This window comes from Nocardia gipuzkoensis, assembly GCF_021183645.1.
In the GTDB taxonomy this organism is placed as follows: domain Bacteria; phylum Actinomycetota; class Actinomycetes; order Mycobacteriales; family Mycobacteriaceae; genus Nocardia; species Nocardia abscessus.
Genome location: NZ_CP089225.1, coordinates 6,177,703 through 6,192,211, shown reverse-complemented (window position 1 = coordinate 6,192,211; position 14,509 = coordinate 6,177,703). Strand labels below are relative to the sequence as shown.

Annotated in this window: 15 protein-coding genes; 8 read left to right on the top strand and 7 right to left on the bottom strand. The window is 68.9% G+C overall.

Annotated elements, in window-relative coordinates; all coding sequences use genetic code 11:
• Positions 1 to 18 precede the first annotated feature (18 nt).
• Entirely contained in the window at positions 19 to 300 is a 282-nt protein-coding gene (locus LTT66_RS28365) for a hypothetical protein (RefSeq protein WP_181725188.1), read from the bottom strand.
• Positions 301 to 476: 176 nt separating this feature from the next.
• Between LTT66_RS28365 and LTT66_RS28360 the strand changes: the two genes are divergently transcribed.
• Positions 477 to 761, top strand: a complete 285-nt coding sequence (locus tag LTT66_RS28360) for an ANTAR domain-containing protein (RefSeq protein ID WP_051169338.1) — start codon at positions 477 to 479, stop codon at positions 759 to 761.
• Positions 762 to 877: 116 nt separating this feature from the next.
• Here the strand turns inward: LTT66_RS28360 and LTT66_RS28355 are convergent, their stop codons facing one another.
• Positions 878 to 1,642: a trans-aconitate 2-methyltransferase gene (locus LTT66_RS28355; protein ID WP_233061622.1), complete on the bottom strand. Its 765-nt coding sequence runs from the start codon at positions 1,640 to 1,642 to the stop codon at positions 878 to 880.
• Positions 1,643 to 1,701: 59 nt separating this feature from the next.
• Entirely contained in the window at positions 1,702 to 2,895 is a 1,194-nt protein-coding gene (locus LTT66_RS28350) for a GNAT family N-acetyltransferase (protein WP_233061620.1), read from the bottom strand.
• 113 nt (positions 2,896 to 3,008) lie between these two features.
• Between LTT66_RS28350 and LTT66_RS28345 the strand changes: the two genes are divergently transcribed.
• Together LTT66_RS28345 and LTT66_RS28340 are read left to right on the top strand one after the other, a co-directional pair.
• Positions 3,009 to 3,200 carry a hypothetical protein gene (locus tag LTT66_RS28345; protein WP_220136093.1) on the top strand — a complete coding sequence of 64 codons (192 nt, stop codon included), beginning with the start codon at positions 3,009 to 3,011 and terminating at the stop codon, positions 3,198 to 3,200.
• A gap of 73 nt (positions 3,201 to 3,273) precedes the next feature.
• Positions 3,274 to 3,720 carry a nuclear transport factor 2 family protein gene (locus LTT66_RS28340; RefSeq protein ID WP_233061617.1) on the top strand — a complete coding sequence of 149 codons (447 nt, stop codon included), beginning with the start codon at positions 3,274 to 3,276 and terminating at the stop codon, positions 3,718 to 3,720.
• Between the two features lie 34 nt (positions 3,721 to 3,754).
• Here LTT66_RS28340 and LTT66_RS28335 read toward each other — a convergent pair whose 3' ends face one another.
• The gene (locus tag LTT66_RS28335) at positions 3,755 to 5,062 is read right to left on the bottom strand and encodes a glycosyltransferase 87 family protein (protein WP_233061615.1); all 1,308 of its coding nucleotides are present in this window, start codon (positions 5,060 to 5,062) and stop codon (positions 3,755 to 3,757) included.
• Between the two features lie 165 nt (positions 5,063 to 5,227).
• On the opposite strand from LTT66_RS28335, the gene LTT66_RS28330 reads away from it, so the two are divergent.
• Both LTT66_RS28330 and LTT66_RS28325 read left to right on the top strand, forming a co-directional pair.
• Positions 5,228 to 5,854 (top strand): UdgX family uracil-DNA binding protein, encoded by a 627-nt coding sequence (locus LTT66_RS28330; protein ID WP_233061613.1) that lies wholly within the window; start codon positions 5,228 to 5,230, stop codon positions 5,852 to 5,854.
• Between the two features lie 29 nt (positions 5,855 to 5,883).
• Positions 5,884 to 6,276 carry an ankyrin repeat domain-containing protein gene (locus tag LTT66_RS28325; protein ID WP_181725176.1) on the top strand — a complete coding sequence of 131 codons (393 nt, stop codon included), beginning with the start codon at positions 5,884 to 5,886 and terminating at the stop codon, positions 6,274 to 6,276.
• A 6-nt stretch (positions 6,277 to 6,282) separates the two neighbouring features.
• Here LTT66_RS28325 and LTT66_RS28320 read toward each other — a convergent pair whose 3' ends face one another.
• Entirely contained in the window at positions 6,283 to 7,656 is a 1,374-nt protein-coding gene (locus tag LTT66_RS28320; RefSeq protein ID WP_233061611.1) for an FAD-dependent oxidoreductase, read from the bottom strand.
• A 152-nt stretch (positions 7,657 to 7,808) separates the two neighbouring features.
• Between LTT66_RS28320 and LTT66_RS28315 the strand changes: the two genes are divergently transcribed.
• Together LTT66_RS28315 and LTT66_RS28310 are read left to right on the top strand one after the other, a co-directional pair.
• Positions 7,809 to 9,371: an amino acid permease gene (locus tag LTT66_RS28315; RefSeq protein ID WP_233061609.1), complete on the top strand. Its 1,563-nt coding sequence runs from the start codon at positions 7,809 to 7,811 to the stop codon at positions 9,369 to 9,371.
• A gap of 78 nt (positions 9,372 to 9,449) precedes the next feature.
• A complete protein-coding gene (locus LTT66_RS28310) occupies positions 9,450 to 10,157 on the top strand; it encodes a hypothetical protein (RefSeq protein ID WP_233061607.1) in 708 nt (235 codons plus the stop codon).
• A gap of 16 nt (positions 10,158 to 10,173) precedes the next feature.
• Here LTT66_RS28310 and LTT66_RS28305 read toward each other — a convergent pair whose 3' ends face one another.
• Together LTT66_RS28305 and LTT66_RS28300 are read right to left on the bottom strand one after the other, a co-directional pair.
• Positions 10,174 to 10,665 carry a carboxymuconolactone decarboxylase family protein gene (locus tag LTT66_RS28305; protein ID WP_233061606.1) on the bottom strand — a complete coding sequence of 164 codons (492 nt, stop codon included), beginning with the start codon at positions 10,663 to 10,665 and terminating at the stop codon, positions 10,174 to 10,176.
• Entirely contained in the window at positions 10,662 to 11,744 is a 1,083-nt protein-coding gene (locus tag LTT66_RS28300) for an NAD(P)H-dependent amine dehydrogenase family protein (protein ID WP_233061604.1), read from the bottom strand. Before LTT66_RS28300 ends, LTT66_RS28305 begins: the two co-directional genes overlap by 4 nt.
• A 345-nt stretch (positions 11,745 to 12,089) precedes the next feature.
• Here LTT66_RS28300 and LTT66_RS28295 point away from each other — a divergent pair, with 345 nt between their 5' ends.
• Complete coding sequence (locus tag LTT66_RS28295) at positions 12,090 to 14,381, top strand: tetratricopeptide repeat protein (protein ID WP_233061602.1); 2,292 nt, start codon at positions 12,090 to 12,092, stop codon at positions 14,379 to 14,381.
• Positions 14,382 to 14,509: the final 128 nt, after the last annotated feature.

Below are 14,509 nucleotides of genomic sequence, written 5' to 3'. Positions count from 1 at the left end.
CGGCCCCCGCCGACCGGATCAACCGATCAGCGCGTTCATGATCGTCCCCGCGCTGGTGGCGATGACGCCGCCGAGCATGCCACCCGCGACCATTTTCGCCGACGCGAGTGGACCGCCGTTCCACTTCTCCCAGGCGAATTTCCCGCCCGCATAGGCGATGCCGGTGACACCGGAGAGAATCACGAACCAGGTGAAATACCGGAACAGCTGGAGGATTTTCTCCGAGTTCGGGGGAGCCTCGGGGACGGGATCTTCCACCTGGGCCAGGAGAATCGCTTCGACTGCAGTATGGATCGTCATTGATCTGTCTCCGTCGCGTTTCCGCAGGACAAGTTATACGCAATCGCTATGACGTTCGAAGTATCGCGATCCCGGCGATCACAGTCAACCCCCTCCCGCCGGGCGAGGACATCCGCCGGCCTCGGCTGGTCTGCCGCAATCGGTGTCGAATCGCCGAGGCCGGGTAGTGCGGGGGTGTGAGCTACCACGGCGACGGCACAGCGGCGAGCGACCTCGATCCGGTAGCCGCGCGGGCGGTGATCGAGCAAGCCAAAGGCGCGGTGATGCTGGTCTACGGGGTAGACGCCGACGAAGCGTTCACGCTGCTGCGCGTCCGATCCCAGGAAACCAACACCAAACTGCGGGTGCTCGCCGCCAACGTGGCCGCCGAGCTGCCGTCGATCGGCGTGCGGGCGGTACCCGGAGAGCTGCGCACCCGCGTCACGCGGCTGCTGTCGACGGCGCACGAGCAAGCCCGGTGACAACCCGCCGACCGGCGGAAGGCGCCGGACGTTCGGTCCGGCGACGCCCGGGGCGCCGGCCCGGGCCTCGGACAGCTGGTTGTCCTGTGATTGTCCGCACCGGGCGAACGCGTGCGCTACCGCTTCCGGCCGACGGCGAACACCCGCCGGAACGGCAGCCAGGTGGTGCCGTCGGCGCGCCGGGGGTAGGCGGCGCGCAGCAGCGGGGCGAGCTGAGCGGTGAACTCCTGCCACTGCGCGTCGTCGAGAGCGCCGCGCACGGGTCGCAGCGCGGTGCCGGTCACCCATTCCAGCACCGGATCGTCACCGGTCAAGCGCTGCAAGTAGGTCGTTTCCCAGGCATCGACAGCCCCGCCCGAAGCGGCGAGCAGGTCGGCGTATCCCGCGGGATCGAGCACCGCCCGCGGTTCGAGTATGCCCGCCCGGCCGAGCCGGTCGCGCCACTCGTCCCGCGCGGCCACCTGCCGGATCGCCCGGTGGGACGGCGCGTCGAAGTTGCCCGGTACCTGGACGGCCAGGAACGCGCCCGTAGGCAGTTGCCGCATCCACTCCGACAGCAGGCCGGGATGCCCGGGCACCCAGTGGAGGACGGCATTGCAGACCACGACGTCGGTCTCCGCGCTCGGCCGCCATTCCTGCACCGCCCCGATCGTCGCGTCGATGCCGCGGTCCCGCGCCGACGCGACCATCTCCGGGGACGAGTCGATGGCTCGCACGCTCGCCCCGGGCCAACGCCGCGCCAGGACCGCGGTGAGATGCCCGGGTCCACAGCCCAGGTCGACCACCTCCCTGGGCTCGGTCGCCGTGACCCTGGTCATCAGGTCGAAGAAGGGACGGGACCGATGGTCGTCGAACGCGAGGTACTGCTGGGGATCCCACATCGGCCGCTCCGAGAGTCGATACCAAACCGTACGTACGTACTGTACTCCGGTGGCTGTGCTCAGAAGAAGGTTCCCGAGAACGGCAACCCGTCGGTGGTGAACAGCGCGTCCGCGGCGGCGACCGCCCCTGGGCGATGCTCGTCCACACGTCCCGCGAAAGCCAATGCTCGCCAAGTGGTTCCGCCGAGATAGACGGCCGCGAGGTCGGCTACACCGACGGTGACCTCCGCCGTCTCCCGCACTCGTCGCACACCGTCGACCGCGATGCGGTATCGGCCGGAGTTCGCGGCCAGGAGCGGATCGACCACTTCCACCACGACCGCGGCCGCCTCCCGATAAGCCCGCCGCGCCAGCGCTTGTGTGACATCGACCAGGCGCAACCAGGTCTCGTCCCGAGTCGACACCACTTGCGCCGCACGCTCGTCGGTGAGCAGGTGCCGTAGCGGGCTGTCGAGGGCGACGAACGGGAACACGAAGGTCTCGACCAAGTCGATCGAGAGCAATTGGCGGATCAGTCCGCGATACGCCGTGGGCGTCGCGGCCACGAAATCGTTGACCACCACTTGCTTTTCCGGCCGGGACAGCCAGCTCGCCGGGTCGACCGGTTGGTAGCGGGCGAAGCCGTCCTCGGCGCCGGCCGGGCCGTGGACCAGGCAGTAGCTCGGCGCCGTGCTGAGCAATTCCTGCAGCCGCCACCAGTATTCCGGTCGGTCCACCGCACCGGTCCAGGAGATGTCCGCCGTCGCGTAGATCTGCGGAAGCAACTTCCATGCCGCGACGCCGTCGACGAAACGCACGGGACCGGCTGCCGCCACGGTCTCCCGCAGCCGGGCTCGGCGGCGCTGCAACTCCACCCGCGCGAAGGAACTGGCGATGCCGTAGCCGAATCGTGCGTAGATGCCGCCCTCGGAGGCGCGCAACGTGGCGACCGCTTCGCCGCGCTCGGCGATGTCCGCGAGCTGGCGGTGCAGCAACGCCGTGAGCACGCCGCGGCGCGTGTGGGTCGGCAGCACTCCCACATGGGTGACCGCCGCATGCGGCACGCGCGTACCGCCGGGCACCACCAGCCAGCTGGTGTACGACTCGGCCGTTCCGATCAGTTCCCCCTCGATGTAGGCGCCGAGTGCGCGGCCCGGCTCCGACAGCTCCGCGGTCGGGGTGATCGGCGGCAAGCCCACCATCGCGGTGCGGAAAAGGGCCATGGCGGAACGTAGGTCGTCTTCGGTGAGCAGGGTTTGCACTACGACGGTCATGGCCCGATCCTGCCCGACCGGTACGCGACGCTGTGACCTGCGGACACGCCCGGGCCGGAAACCCGGCTGCCTATCACGGTTTCGTAACGGCCCGCGTTGGGTATCACATAGCTATGACGGATCACCGACCAACCCGGATCGCCGGTGTGGAACCGGGAACCGGCGCGCTTGCTTTGGCCACGTGCCTTGCCTTTTCGATAGGCATCGCCACGATCACGCAGTCCGTGTTCGCCACCGTGGTGGCGTGTGTGAGCATCGTGGCGGGGCTCACACTGGTTCTGAACATCTTGCCGCATCGGACCTGACCCGCGCGGATCTTGCCTCGTACGCCGAACCCTGGTGGCATCTATCGGGTATCGACGTCAATCGGAGGCAGACATGCTGTCGTTGCAGGAGATTTCGGATCGACTCGAGATCGAAGACCTGATGGTGCGCTATTCGCACGCGGTCGACACTCGACAGTGGGACCTGCTGGACGAGGTGTTCACCTCCGACGCGCACATCGACTACTCGGCCATGGGTGGCTCGGTAGGCGATCTGGCGGCGACGAAGGCATTCCTCGCCTCGGTGCTACCGAACTTCCCGGCATTCCAGCACCTGATCAGCAACTCATCCATCGCGATCGACGGCGACACGGCCACCGGGCGGACGATGTGCCACAACCCGATGATGGTGCCGGGCGGCGACGGACCGCCCACGATGATGTTCTGCGGCCTTTGGTACCTGGACACGTTCGTCCGTGTCGACGGACAGTGGCGTATCAAGTCGCGCGTCGAGGAGAAGAGCTTCCTTTTCGTCGCGCCGTCCGCACCCGGCACCAGCTGAAGCGGCCGGAGGTTGCCGCCCTACCGCTTGCGCCTCAGCGCGCCGACAGCGCCGAGGTCTCCGCCTCCGCCGGGTGTGCCGGATCGACCTGTGCGTAGTCGGCGCGCTTCGTGACCGACCGCCTGCTGGTGACCAGGAACAGCATGACCAGCACCACGCTGAACCAGATGTAGGTGTTGCCGATGAAATGCTGCCAAGGCGTCCACGCGGTCTCACGATGCTCGCCGTCGGGCAGCCAGTTGTGCGGGCCGATGACGAACACCGCCGCGGTCACCACGAAGGTCACCCACCAGCCGATCGCCCGCCTGCCGGGCAGGCGGGTCGCGTAACCGACGACGGCGAACAAGGCGGGCGCGATCCACACCCAGTGGTGCGACCAGGAGATCGGCGAGACCAGCAGCGTGAAGACGGCGTTGAGGGCCAGCGCGAGCGCGGGGAGGTCCGCGGCCCGGCGCATCGCCGTGACGACCAGCGCGAGCACCAACGCGCCGAGCACCAGCCAGATGACGGTGAACGCGGGCTCTGGCACTTCGAATCGAGCGAACACCGCTTGAATCGACTGGTTGGTGTGGAATGCCGAGCCGCTCAGCCCGGACACGTTGCCGAGCCCGCCGAACCAATACTTGACGGACTCTTTGGGCAGGACCGCGAAACCCAGCGCCGTCGCGGCCGCACCGGTGACCGCCGCGGTAGCGGCCGCGCGGTAGTCCCGGCGGACCAGGAAGTAGAGCACGAAGGCCGCGGGCGTCAGCTTGATCGCGGCGGCGATGCCGATCAGCATCCCCCGGGGCCAGCGGGGCTTGTGAGTGAGGCAATCAGCGGCGACCAGCGCCATGAGCAGCAGGTTGACCTGACCGAAGTCCAGCGTGGAGTGAATCGGTTCCAGCAGTAGCCCCAGCGGGGTGGCACATGCGGTGGCCCAGACCGCCAGCCGCCGCTGCGCCTCGTCCGGCCAGACTCGCCGCGCCACCAGATAGAGCGTCAGGGCGAGCGCGGCCACCGAGGAGACGAAGAAGCTCAGCGCGGCCACATCCCACGGCAGCATCGCGAAGGGGCCGAGCGCGAGCGCGGCGAACGGCGGGTAGATGAACGGCAGGCCCGCCCCGATCGTGGTCTGCGGTAGTTGCCCGTACATGTCGGCGCCCTGCCGCATGGCGTCCACGCCCAGCCGATACACCTGCAGGTCGATGAACCCGCCGGTGATCTCGTGGAACGGCCAGACCGGTGTCAGGAGACAGAACGCGGAGAACGCGATCGAGAGGACCGGTGCCAGCCGCACCACACGCCCGAGTCGACGGTGCTGGGACATCGGCGTTGCGGCGGTGGCGGTGACACTACTCATCCGCGGCGACTATACCGACCTCGGTCCGCTCCTTCAGCATGTGGGAGGCAGATCGGCGTCGGTGGCGTGAGCGCGGCGGAAACGGGTAAGCCGCCACCAGCAGCAGGCACCGCAGGAGGCGGCGAACGGCAGTCGCGGCCCCGTCGAGGCAGGAGGCGAACCGCGATGAAGGCACCCGGCGCCGCGATGTTCGTACCCGAGGACGCGGACCTGGCGCACCTGCGGCAAGCGGCCTGTGGCTGTCACGGCTGCGATCTCTACCGCCACGCCACGCAGACGGTGTTCGGCGCCGGTCCCCCGGACGCGGACGTGGTGCTGATCGGCGAGCAACCCGGCGGTCAGGAGGACGTCCTGGGTGAGCCGTTCGTCGGTCCGGCCGGACGCCTGCTCGACCGCGCGCTGGCGGACGTCGGCATCGACCGCGACACGGTCTACGTGACCAACGCGGTGAAGCACTTCAAATTCGTGGAGCGCGGCAAGCGACGGATTCACAAGCAGCCGGGCCGCACCGAGGTGATCGCCTGCTCGGCGTGGTTGCACGCCGAACTCGATCTGCTGCGGCCGCGGTTGGTGGTGTGTCTCGGCGCGATCGGCGCGCAGGCGGTGCTCGGCCCGTCGTTCAAGGTCAGCGAGCGCCGCGGTGAGGTCATCGATACGGCGGACTTCCGCGTGATCGCCACGGTGCACCCGTCATCGGTGTTGCGCGCGCCCGACCGGACCGCGGCCTACGAGGCATTCGTCGCCGATCTGCGCATCGTGCGGGAACAACTGGGAAAGCCCGCCGAACGCTGATTTCGCGATCTCGTGATAGGAGTGAACGGATGAGCGCTGACGAGATCGACCCGGAACTGATCGAGCTGGCCACCAAGGTCTTCGACTTCGCGCGGCGCGGGGACACCGCGAGCTTGGCCGCCTACGTGGACGCGGGCGTGCCGGTCGACCTCACCAACGACGCGGGCGACACGCTGCTCATGCTCGCGGCCTACCACGGGCACGCCGATGCCGTGGCGGCGCTGCTGAAGCGCTCGGCCGATCCGAACCGCGCCAACGACAAGGGCCAGACCCCGCTGGCGGGGGCGGTCTTCAAGGGCGAGACCGGCATCGTGCGACAGCTCGCGGCGGCGGGCGCCGATCCCGACGCGGGCACCCCCTCGGCCCGCACCGCCGCGGTCATGTTCGGCAAGACCGAACTGCTCGAACTCTTCGACGCCTGAGCGCGGTCACCCGCGCTCGCGCACCGCGGTGACGGCCTTGCGCGCGGCCACCAGAACCGGGTCCCACACCGGGGAGAACGGCGGCGCATAACCCAGGTCGAGCATCGTCATCTGCTCGACGGTCATCCGGGCGGTCAGCGCGACCGCCGCGATGTCCACCCTTTTGCCCGCCCCTTCCTGCCCCACGATCTGGGCGCCGAGCAAGCGGCCGGTGAAACGCTCGGCGAGTATCTTCACCGTCATCGGCGCCGCGTCCGGGTAGTAGCCCGCGCGATTGGTGGATTCGACGGTGACGGTCACGTATTGCAGGCCCGCCGCCCGAGCGTCCTTCTCGCGCAGACCCGTTCGCGCCACTTCGAGTTCACACACTTTGCTGACCGCGGTGCCGACGACGCCCGGGAAGACCGCGTATCCCCCGCCGATGTTCGCTCCGATGATCTGACCGTGCTTGTTGGCGTGCGTGCCCAGCGGAATGTGGCGTTCGCGGCCGGAGACCAGGTCGAGCACCTCCACGCAATCGCCGCCCGCCCAGATGTTCTCGTGCCCCCGTACCCGCATGGCCTGATCGGTCCGCAGCCCGCCGTGCTGCCCGAGCGGCAGACCGGCGGCGCGGGCCAGATCGGTCTCCGGTCGCACCCCGATGCCGAGCACCACGACGTCCGCGGGGTATTCCGCGGTGTCGGTGACGACCGCGGCGACCCGGCCGTCCTCACCGGTCCGGATCTCGGACACTTCCGCGTCGCCGACCACCTTGATGCCCATTCCGCACATGGCCTCGCGGACCAAGGCGCCCATGTCCGGATCGAGCGTGGACATCGGTTCGGCGCCGCGGTTGACCATCGTGACGTCGTAGCCGCGCCGGATCAGGGCCTCGGCCATCTCCACGCCGATGTAGCCGGCGCCGACGACCACGGCGCGGTTGCCGCGCGCCTGCTCCAGCGTCTCGAGCAACGCCTGCCCGTCGTCGAGGGTCTGCACGCCGTGCACACCGTTCGCGTCGACGCCGGGCAGGGAAGGGCGGAGCGGGCGGGCGCCCGTGGCGATCACCAGGTGGTCGTAGGGCAGCCATGCCGGTGCGCCGGATTCTCGGTCGCGGTAGCACACTCGGGCGCCGTCGACATCGATCTCGATCACCTCGGTGTGCAGGCGCAGGTCGATATCGCGGGAGCGGTGCTCCTCCGGCGTGCGGGCGATGAGAGCGTCCCGGTCGGTGACCTGCCCGCCGACCCAGTAGGGAATGCCGCAGGCCGAGTACGAGGTGAACCGGCCGCGTTCGAAGACGACGATCTCCAACGCGCTCGCGTCCCGCATCCGGCGCGCCTGCGAGGCGGCCGACATCCCCGTGGCGTCACCACCGATGACCACCAGTCGCTGGCTCATGGTTCTCACGCTACGTTCGGCGTCGGCCGCACGGGCGCCGGGGCCGCCGTTTCGCGGATTTGCTGGTTGCCGTGCGGTTGACCGATCGGTACTTCACACTGAACGTCTGGCAAACGCGGTATGAGGGCAGCGTTTTGACCCGGGAGCACGATATGACCGAGACCCGATCACCTTCCGACGACGAACGTCGGCTCGCCGAACTGGGCTACAAACAGGAACTGGCCAGATCCTGGTCCGGATTCTCCAATTTCGCCATCAGCTTCACCATCGTGTCCATCCTCACCGGTGGATTGGCCAGTTACGGCATCGGTTTGGCCAACGGCGGACCGATCACGATGGCTTGGGGGTGGCCCCTGGTCTCGGTCATGGTCCTGTTGATAGGGCTCGCCATGGCGGAATTGGCCTCCGCCTACCCAACCTCGGGAGGGCTGTACTGGTGGGCCGCCGAATTGGGCGGACCGGTATGGGGCTGGTTCACCGGATGGTTCAACCTGATCGGACAGATCGCCGTCACCGCGGCGATCGATTACGGCGCGGCCATCTTCACCACGGTCGTGCTGAACGTCGTCGGAATCGACATCGGCACCGACCGCACCGCGATCTTCCTGGTGTTCGCCGCGATCCTGGTCCTGCACGCCGTGCTGAACGTGCTCGGCCCGCACCTGTCGGCGGTGATCAACAACGTGTCCGCGTGGTGGCACGTCGGCGGTGTGGCGATCTTCGTGGTCGTGCTCGGGTTCGGTGCGCGCCACCACCAGAGCGCCGAATTCGTTTTCACCGAGACGGTCGACAACAGCGCGATCGGATTCGGCGGGGTGGCGTTCAGTTTCCTGCTCGGGCTGCTGCACGCGCAGTACACGTTCACCGGCTACGACGCGTCGGCCCATATGTCGGAGGAAACGCACGACGCGTCCCGGATGGCGGCCAAAGGCATCATCAACACCATCATCGTCTCGGCGATCGCCGGGTATCTGCTCATCATGGCGGTGACCTTCGCCATTCCGAATCTGGACGACGCGCTGGATCCGGAGAAGAACAGCGGATACCCGGTGATCTACATCCTGGAGAACTCGCTGAGCGGGTTCTGGTCGGGACTGCTGCTGATCATCGCGGCGGTCGCGCAACTGTTCTGCGGGTACGCCTCGGTGACCTCGGCCTCCCGGATGCTGTTCGCGTTCGCCCGCGACGGGGCGGTGCCGGGTTCTCAGTTCTGGTCGCGGCTTTCCGCGCGGAAGGTGCCGGTGAACGCGGTGCTGTTCATCTCGTTCTTCGCCTTCGTGCTGCTGATTCCCTCGATGCTGGTGCCGCCGGCGAACGCCCCGACGGCCTACGCGGCGGCCACCTCGGTCGCGACGATCGGGCTCTACATCGCCTATGGCATCCCGATCCTGTTGCGCCAGCGCCACGGGGCTCGATTCCGCACCGGCCCGTGGCGGCTGGGGGCGTGGTACCGCCCGGTCGGCGTGGTCGCGCTGATCTGGATCGCGCTGATCAGCTTCCTGTTCATCCTGCCCACCGACGCTCGCGGGTACCCGTGGCACAGCGAGTTCACCTGGAACACCGTTAATTACGCGCCGATCACCTTGGTCGGCGTGGTGGGCGCTATCGGTATCTGGTGGCTGGCGTCGGCCCGCAGGTGGTTCACCGGGCCCAAGCGCACGGTGGAGGAGCCGCCCGCCGACCAGCCGGAGGAGGAAGCGCCGGCCAACGCCTGAGGCGCAAGCCGGGCCGCACGCGGCTTCCCGGATCTGGCATGTCGAGTTTGTCGGTCTCGGTCGCTAGGGTGTGTCGGCATGGAAAGGACCGACCTGGTGCGTTTTACGCCGGCTGGGAGAATCGTTTTCCCGGGAAATCCGTGGCCGGAGGGGCACGCGATCGAAGAGTTCGCGTGGACCGGCCGCATGGACCAGGTCGGCAGCCTGTGGTTCGATCTGCATCTGCGGTCGGCGGCATACAACGCCGAACGCGATCCCGACAGCGACGAGCAGGACGGCGAAAGCTGGCTGTCGCCGATCGTCTGGCAGAACTATCACAGCTGCACCCTGTCGTCCACGTACTGGGGCGAGGACGACGCCACCGGATTGCGCGCCGCGGCGCCGGGCCGTCCGTTTCTGCTGAAATCCGAGCAGCCGCAACGTCTCACGGTCGATCCGCTACCGTTGGCCCACGCCGACGACGTCGAATTCCTGGCGTTCAACATCTATCTGCTCGGACACGACTCGGTCGCCGACCAGGAAGTGTTCTTCACCCGGCGCGCCGACGGCAGGCACGACATCGACTGGCAGGGCCGCATCGCGCTGACCTACGCGGGCCAGGTCGAATTCCGGTACCGGTTCCGGGCCCGGATATCCGGCGCCACTCTCGAATACATCCGTTTTCCCGCGGAGATCTCAGCGGATCAAGCGCTGCGCCAACTCGGCGCCGTGCTCGACGCTCCCGAGCAGTTCGAACTGGGCCTGGTCGATGGGCAGCCCGCGTGGGTGTCGCGAATTCCGGCGTGACCGCCGGGGCGAGGTGCTAACCGCCGGTGGAATGACTCGGCAGTACGCAGACCGAATCCAAGCCGAGGACGTGGTTCAGGCGTCCGAAAGCGAGCCATGAGCCGATGCTCATGCTCAACTCGACCACTTCCGCTTGGCTGTACCGGGCGAACATCCGGCCCCAGAATTCCTCGTCGAGATTGTGGTGATCGGTGGCGTAGCGTTCGGCGTATTCGGCGGCGAGCCGGGTGCGTTCGTCGAAGGCGTCGGTGGTGCGCCAGTTGGTGACGGCGTCGGCGAATTCGGGCTCGACCTTCGCCCCGTCGCGTTCGGTGCGCCAGTCCATGCAGAACAGGCAGCCGTTGAGCTGCGCGATGCGCAGCCTGGCCGCCTCGAATTCGCGGAGACCGAGCGTGCTGTGCGAGTACACCGACAGCGAGAAATTCGAGGCGGCGACGCCGATTCCGGGGACCATTTCGCCCCACACGTAGCCGATCGGATCCTTCCCCTCGGGGATGTCGATGATCATGGATGCTTCCTTCCGAGTTTGCCGACCGCGGGACGCAAGGGGATGTCCAGTGCGTCGTAGAGTCCGGGTTTCGCGGCCATCAGCCAGTCGATGGCGCCGACGAGGCGGCCGACGGCCGTGGCGTTGCCGCCCGCGGAGCGGTTGCCTTCCTCGTCGGTGGCCTCGACGGTCACTTCGATACGCGGGTGGCCCTCGATGATCACCCGGTGCGCACCGGCGCCGCCGTCGGCCGGCGTAGGCCAGTCGGGGGCACAGGACGGATGGATGCGGGTGACGTGCTCGATGACGAGGCGCGGCTGCCCTTCGACGATGCCTTGAACCTCGAAGCGCACGGCGCCCTGGGTGCCCGCCGCGAACTCGCCCATCGACGCCGTGGCGACGGTGGTGTCCAGGGCGCGCCGGTCCAGCGTCTCGCGGATCTCGTCGAGTTCGACGCCCAGCGCCCGCGCCATGAGCCGGATCTGACCGCCCCACACCATGGTCGGCACCGACGGCGCGAGCATCGGGGGCTGGTAGTCCATCGGCTGGCCCATGCCGACCAGATAGCGCACCGAATCGGGCTGGTCGTAGGTGGAGTAGTCGAAGATCTCCTGGCAGCGGATCGTCTCCACCGTGCTGCCGAGCCCGCTGATCAGCAGGGGCAGCACGTCGTTACCCCACCCGGGGTCGATGCCGGAGACGAACAGCGACCCGCCGCCATCGGCGATCGCGGCCAGCACCGGGTCCCGTATCTCCGGCGGCGCGTTGCGGGGGTCGTAGAGCGCGTAGAGGGCCGGGGTGACGACCACCGCGCCCGCGCGCAGTGCGCGCACGATATCGGCGAGCGCGTCGTCGGGGCGGATATCGCCGGAGGCCGCGTAGACCACCGCCTCCGGGCGCGCACCGAGAACTCCGCCGATGTCGCCGGTGGCGGCGACGCCGAGTTCTCGACCGAGTCCGCCGAGTTCCCCCGCGTCGCGGCCGACCTTCTCCGGATCGTGCACCAGCACCCCGGTCAGGCGCAGCGCCGGATGGGCGTCGACGGCCCGGATGGCCGCGCGGCCGACATTGCCGGTGCCCCAGACCACCGTGGAGATCATCGATCGAGCGTAGCAAGCGCTTGGTCGGCAATGGCGGATTCGGCGAAAGCAAGTCCGCAAGCACGCGAGCGGCTCGGTCGCACCGAATACACCGCGCGCCAGCCGGTGGATCGAGTCCCCGCGGGAGACGGACGCCGCGTAGTCGATTCCGTGCCGACAACGGAGCCGGACACGCCGCTGCGCACCATTGGGAAATGGGGTGAACTCCCCGGTAGCGTTGGGGCAAGGGGCATACCGACCGCCAGGGGATCGCGGCGCGGTCCTGGTTCGCGGCGAGTACGGTATACCCGGCCGCCCGGCGCGGGGGCGGTGGTCGGGATCGGGTGGAAAGGCAGGCGCGCGACAGTGAACGAGCGGTATTCGTCGTGGGCTGCCCGGAATACGCCCGAAGAGCTGCCGCTGGCCGCGCGCTACCAGAGTGCGGACCCGATCGTCTGGCACGGCAGCATGGTCTACCCGATGTACACCGAGCAGGTCGGCCCGGCGCCCACCACCGTCACCTTGACAATGATCTCCGCGGCGCCGCCCGCCGGACTGCGAGGGCTCGGCATGGGGCTCTCGGTCGTCGACGGCTATCTCGACCTGCACGGACGTTCGCTCGCCGGAGTCGACGCGTGGAGCGACGCGCTGGCCGCGGGGGTCAGCTTCGATGTCACGCCGACCGCCGCGGCGACCCTGGTGACCCTGACCCCGGTGTGGGTGGACGAATTCGGCACGCAGAAGTCCTGGGCGGGTAATTACGGCATCGTCGTGGAGCACCGGCCCAACGGTCGCGTCGTCCTGTGGTGCAGCATCGGCGAAGGCCCGCCGAACTTCGCGAATCTGGTCGTGGAAATATCCACCGCTGCCTCGGCTGCCGCGGCGGAGCCGTCGGCGCCCGCCGCGCTCGCGACGTCCCCGATGGGGATGGCCTCGCCCACCTTCTCGGCGGGTCCGCCCACCGCGCCCACCATGCCGGTTCCGCGAATCGATGCCGCGCCCGCCTCGTCCGGACCGGCGGCTCGTATCGAGCCGCCCGCCCCCGAGCCGCCGGTGGCGCCGAACGGCCACCGGCCCGCGAACGGGCATGCGCCGGAGGCCGGCCAGCTCCGGCGCTCGGGCAGCCTCTTCGGGAACATGCAGTCGTCCCGCGCCGGACGATCCACTCCGGAAACTCCCGAATCCCCGCTGGACGTTCCGGCTCCGGGAACGCCGCCGCACCACGGGCATCCCACGCCGAGCCGATCGGTCGAACCGCCGGTCGCAGGCGTCATAGGCGGCGCCCCACCCGCCACCGGCATCCTGCCCGAAACAGATGGCGCGAACTCGGCACCCGGCCTGCTGGTACCGCACGCGCGGGCCGAACCATCTGCGCAGCGGGCAGTGCACGATCCCCGGGGCGCGAGCGGTAGAACCCCAGCGGACCCTTACGGCGCCTTCGGCCCTCCGGTGGCGCACACGCATCCCCCTGAAGACCCCGCACGCCACACAGCCGGGCTGCTGATCGGAAATCCGCAGCCCGCACCGGATCTTCCGCCCTCCCCCGCCCCCCGACCCGCACCAGGCGGCCCGCACACCGGTTCCGGCCCGCTCGTCCCGAATCCCTGGACCACCGGAGACTCGTACCGCGCTTTCGACCCCGCGGGCACGACCGCCCCGGGCCCCGCACAGACCGCGCGGCACGATCCAAGCCCTCCGCCTACAGCAGTACCCTCCGCACCGGTTTCTCCGAACCCCGCCACCGGCCGTCCCACCGCCGATGGTCCGCACACCGGTTCCAACCCATCGACCACGAACCCGTGGACCACCGGGGACTCATACCCCGCATTCGAACCCCCGGTCACGCCTGCCCCGGCACAGACTTCGCCACCCGATTCCGGCCCTTCACCAGCAGAATCACAGGCCGCACCGCCTTTTCCGAATTCCGCCACCGGCCGACCCACCGCCGATGGTCCGCACACCGGTTCCAACCCATCGACCACGAACCCGTGGACCACCGGGGACTCATACCCCGCATTCGAACCCCCAGTCACGCACGCCCCCGCCCAGACTCGGACCACGCCTTCCGGCGCTCCGGCAGCGGAGCCGCACACCGTGCAGGGGGTCGACTCGTCCCCCATCCCACAGGTACCGCACGCGCCGCCCGCGGGAGATGCGGCGGGCTCGCCGTTCACGAGCACCCGTTCCGCGGAGAGTACGACGGTTGCCGCGTCGAGCACTCGGGTTCGCGGCACGGCGCAGGCACCGGACGGGCTGACGCAGCCCGGGGAACGACCTGCGACAGCTGATGCCTCGCCGCGGAAGACCACGCCGGGGCAGTCGGGCGACCCTGGCTACCGCGGCGCGCTCTACGACCTCGGCGTCGCGATGTACCGGCGCGGCGAGGAAGAACAGGCATGCGGTCTCTGGGCCCAAGCCTCCGAGGCGGGGCACGCGGGCGCCGCGTACGAACTGGGCAGGGTGCGACTGCGGCGCGGCGATCCGGTCGGGGCCGAATCCTGGTGGCGCACCGCCGCCGACCGCCGCGAACCGCGCGCCATCGCCGAACTCGCCGATCTGCTCGATCAGCTGGGCAAGCACGCGGAAGCCAAGTCCTGGCGAACCTACGCCGCGGAACAGCAGGACCCGGACGTAGTCGGCCAGTCGACGTCGCGCTGAACTCGGTGCAGCAGATTCCGGTAAGCGCCCCGGGATCACTCACCTCACCGGAAAAGAAGTGGTGCCCGACTGCGCGAATGTCGTACGTTGCGGGGTATGTGTGGCAGTCCTGGTGTGAACGGAGCGTG

Excerpts from the sequence above, each read along its gene's own strand:
- LTT66_RS28365 (WP_181725188.1), bottom strand. The coding sequence starts at position 300 with ATGACGATCCATACTGCAGTCGAAGCGATTCTCCTGGCCCAGGTGGAA.
- LTT66_RS28355 (WP_233061622.1), bottom strand. The coding sequence starts at position 1,642 with ATGTGGGATCCCCAGCAGTACCTCGCGTTCGACGACCATCGGTCCCGT.
- LTT66_RS28350 (WP_233061620.1), bottom strand. The coding sequence starts at position 2,895 with ATGACCGTCGTAGTGCAAACCCTGCTCACCGAAGACGACCTACGTTCC.
- LTT66_RS28345 (WP_220136093.1), top strand. The coding sequence starts at position 3,009 with ATGACGGATCACCGACCAACCCGGATCGCCGGTGTGGAACCGGGAACC.
- LTT66_RS28340 (WP_233061617.1), top strand. The coding sequence starts at position 3,274 with ATGCTGTCGTTGCAGGAGATTTCGGATCGACTCGAGATCGAAGACCTG.
- LTT66_RS28335 (WP_233061615.1), bottom strand. The coding sequence starts at position 5,062 with ATGAGTAGTGTCACCGCCACCGCCGCAACGCCGATGTCCCAGCACCGT.
- LTT66_RS28330 (WP_233061613.1), top strand. The coding sequence starts at position 5,228 with ATGAAGGCACCCGGCGCCGCGATGTTCGTACCCGAGGACGCGGACCTG.
- LTT66_RS28325 (WP_181725176.1), top strand. The coding sequence starts at position 5,884 with ATGAGCGCTGACGAGATCGACCCGGAACTGATCGAGCTGGCCACCAAG.
- LTT66_RS28320 (WP_233061611.1), bottom strand. The coding sequence starts at position 7,656 with ATGAGCCAGCGACTGGTGGTCATCGGTGGTGACGCCACGGGGATGTCG.
- LTT66_RS28315 (WP_233061609.1), top strand. The coding sequence starts at position 7,809 with ATGACCGAGACCCGATCACCTTCCGACGACGAACGTCGGCTCGCCGAA.
- LTT66_RS28310 (WP_233061607.1), top strand. The coding sequence starts at position 9,450 with ATGGAAAGGACCGACCTGGTGCGTTTTACGCCGGCTGGGAGAATCGTT.
- LTT66_RS28305 (WP_233061606.1), bottom strand. The coding sequence starts at position 10,665 with ATGATCATCGACATCCCCGAGGGGAAGGATCCGATCGGCTACGTGTGG.
- LTT66_RS28300 (WP_233061604.1), bottom strand. The coding sequence starts at position 11,744 with ATGATCTCCACGGTGGTCTGGGGCACCGGCAATGTCGGCCGCGCGGCC.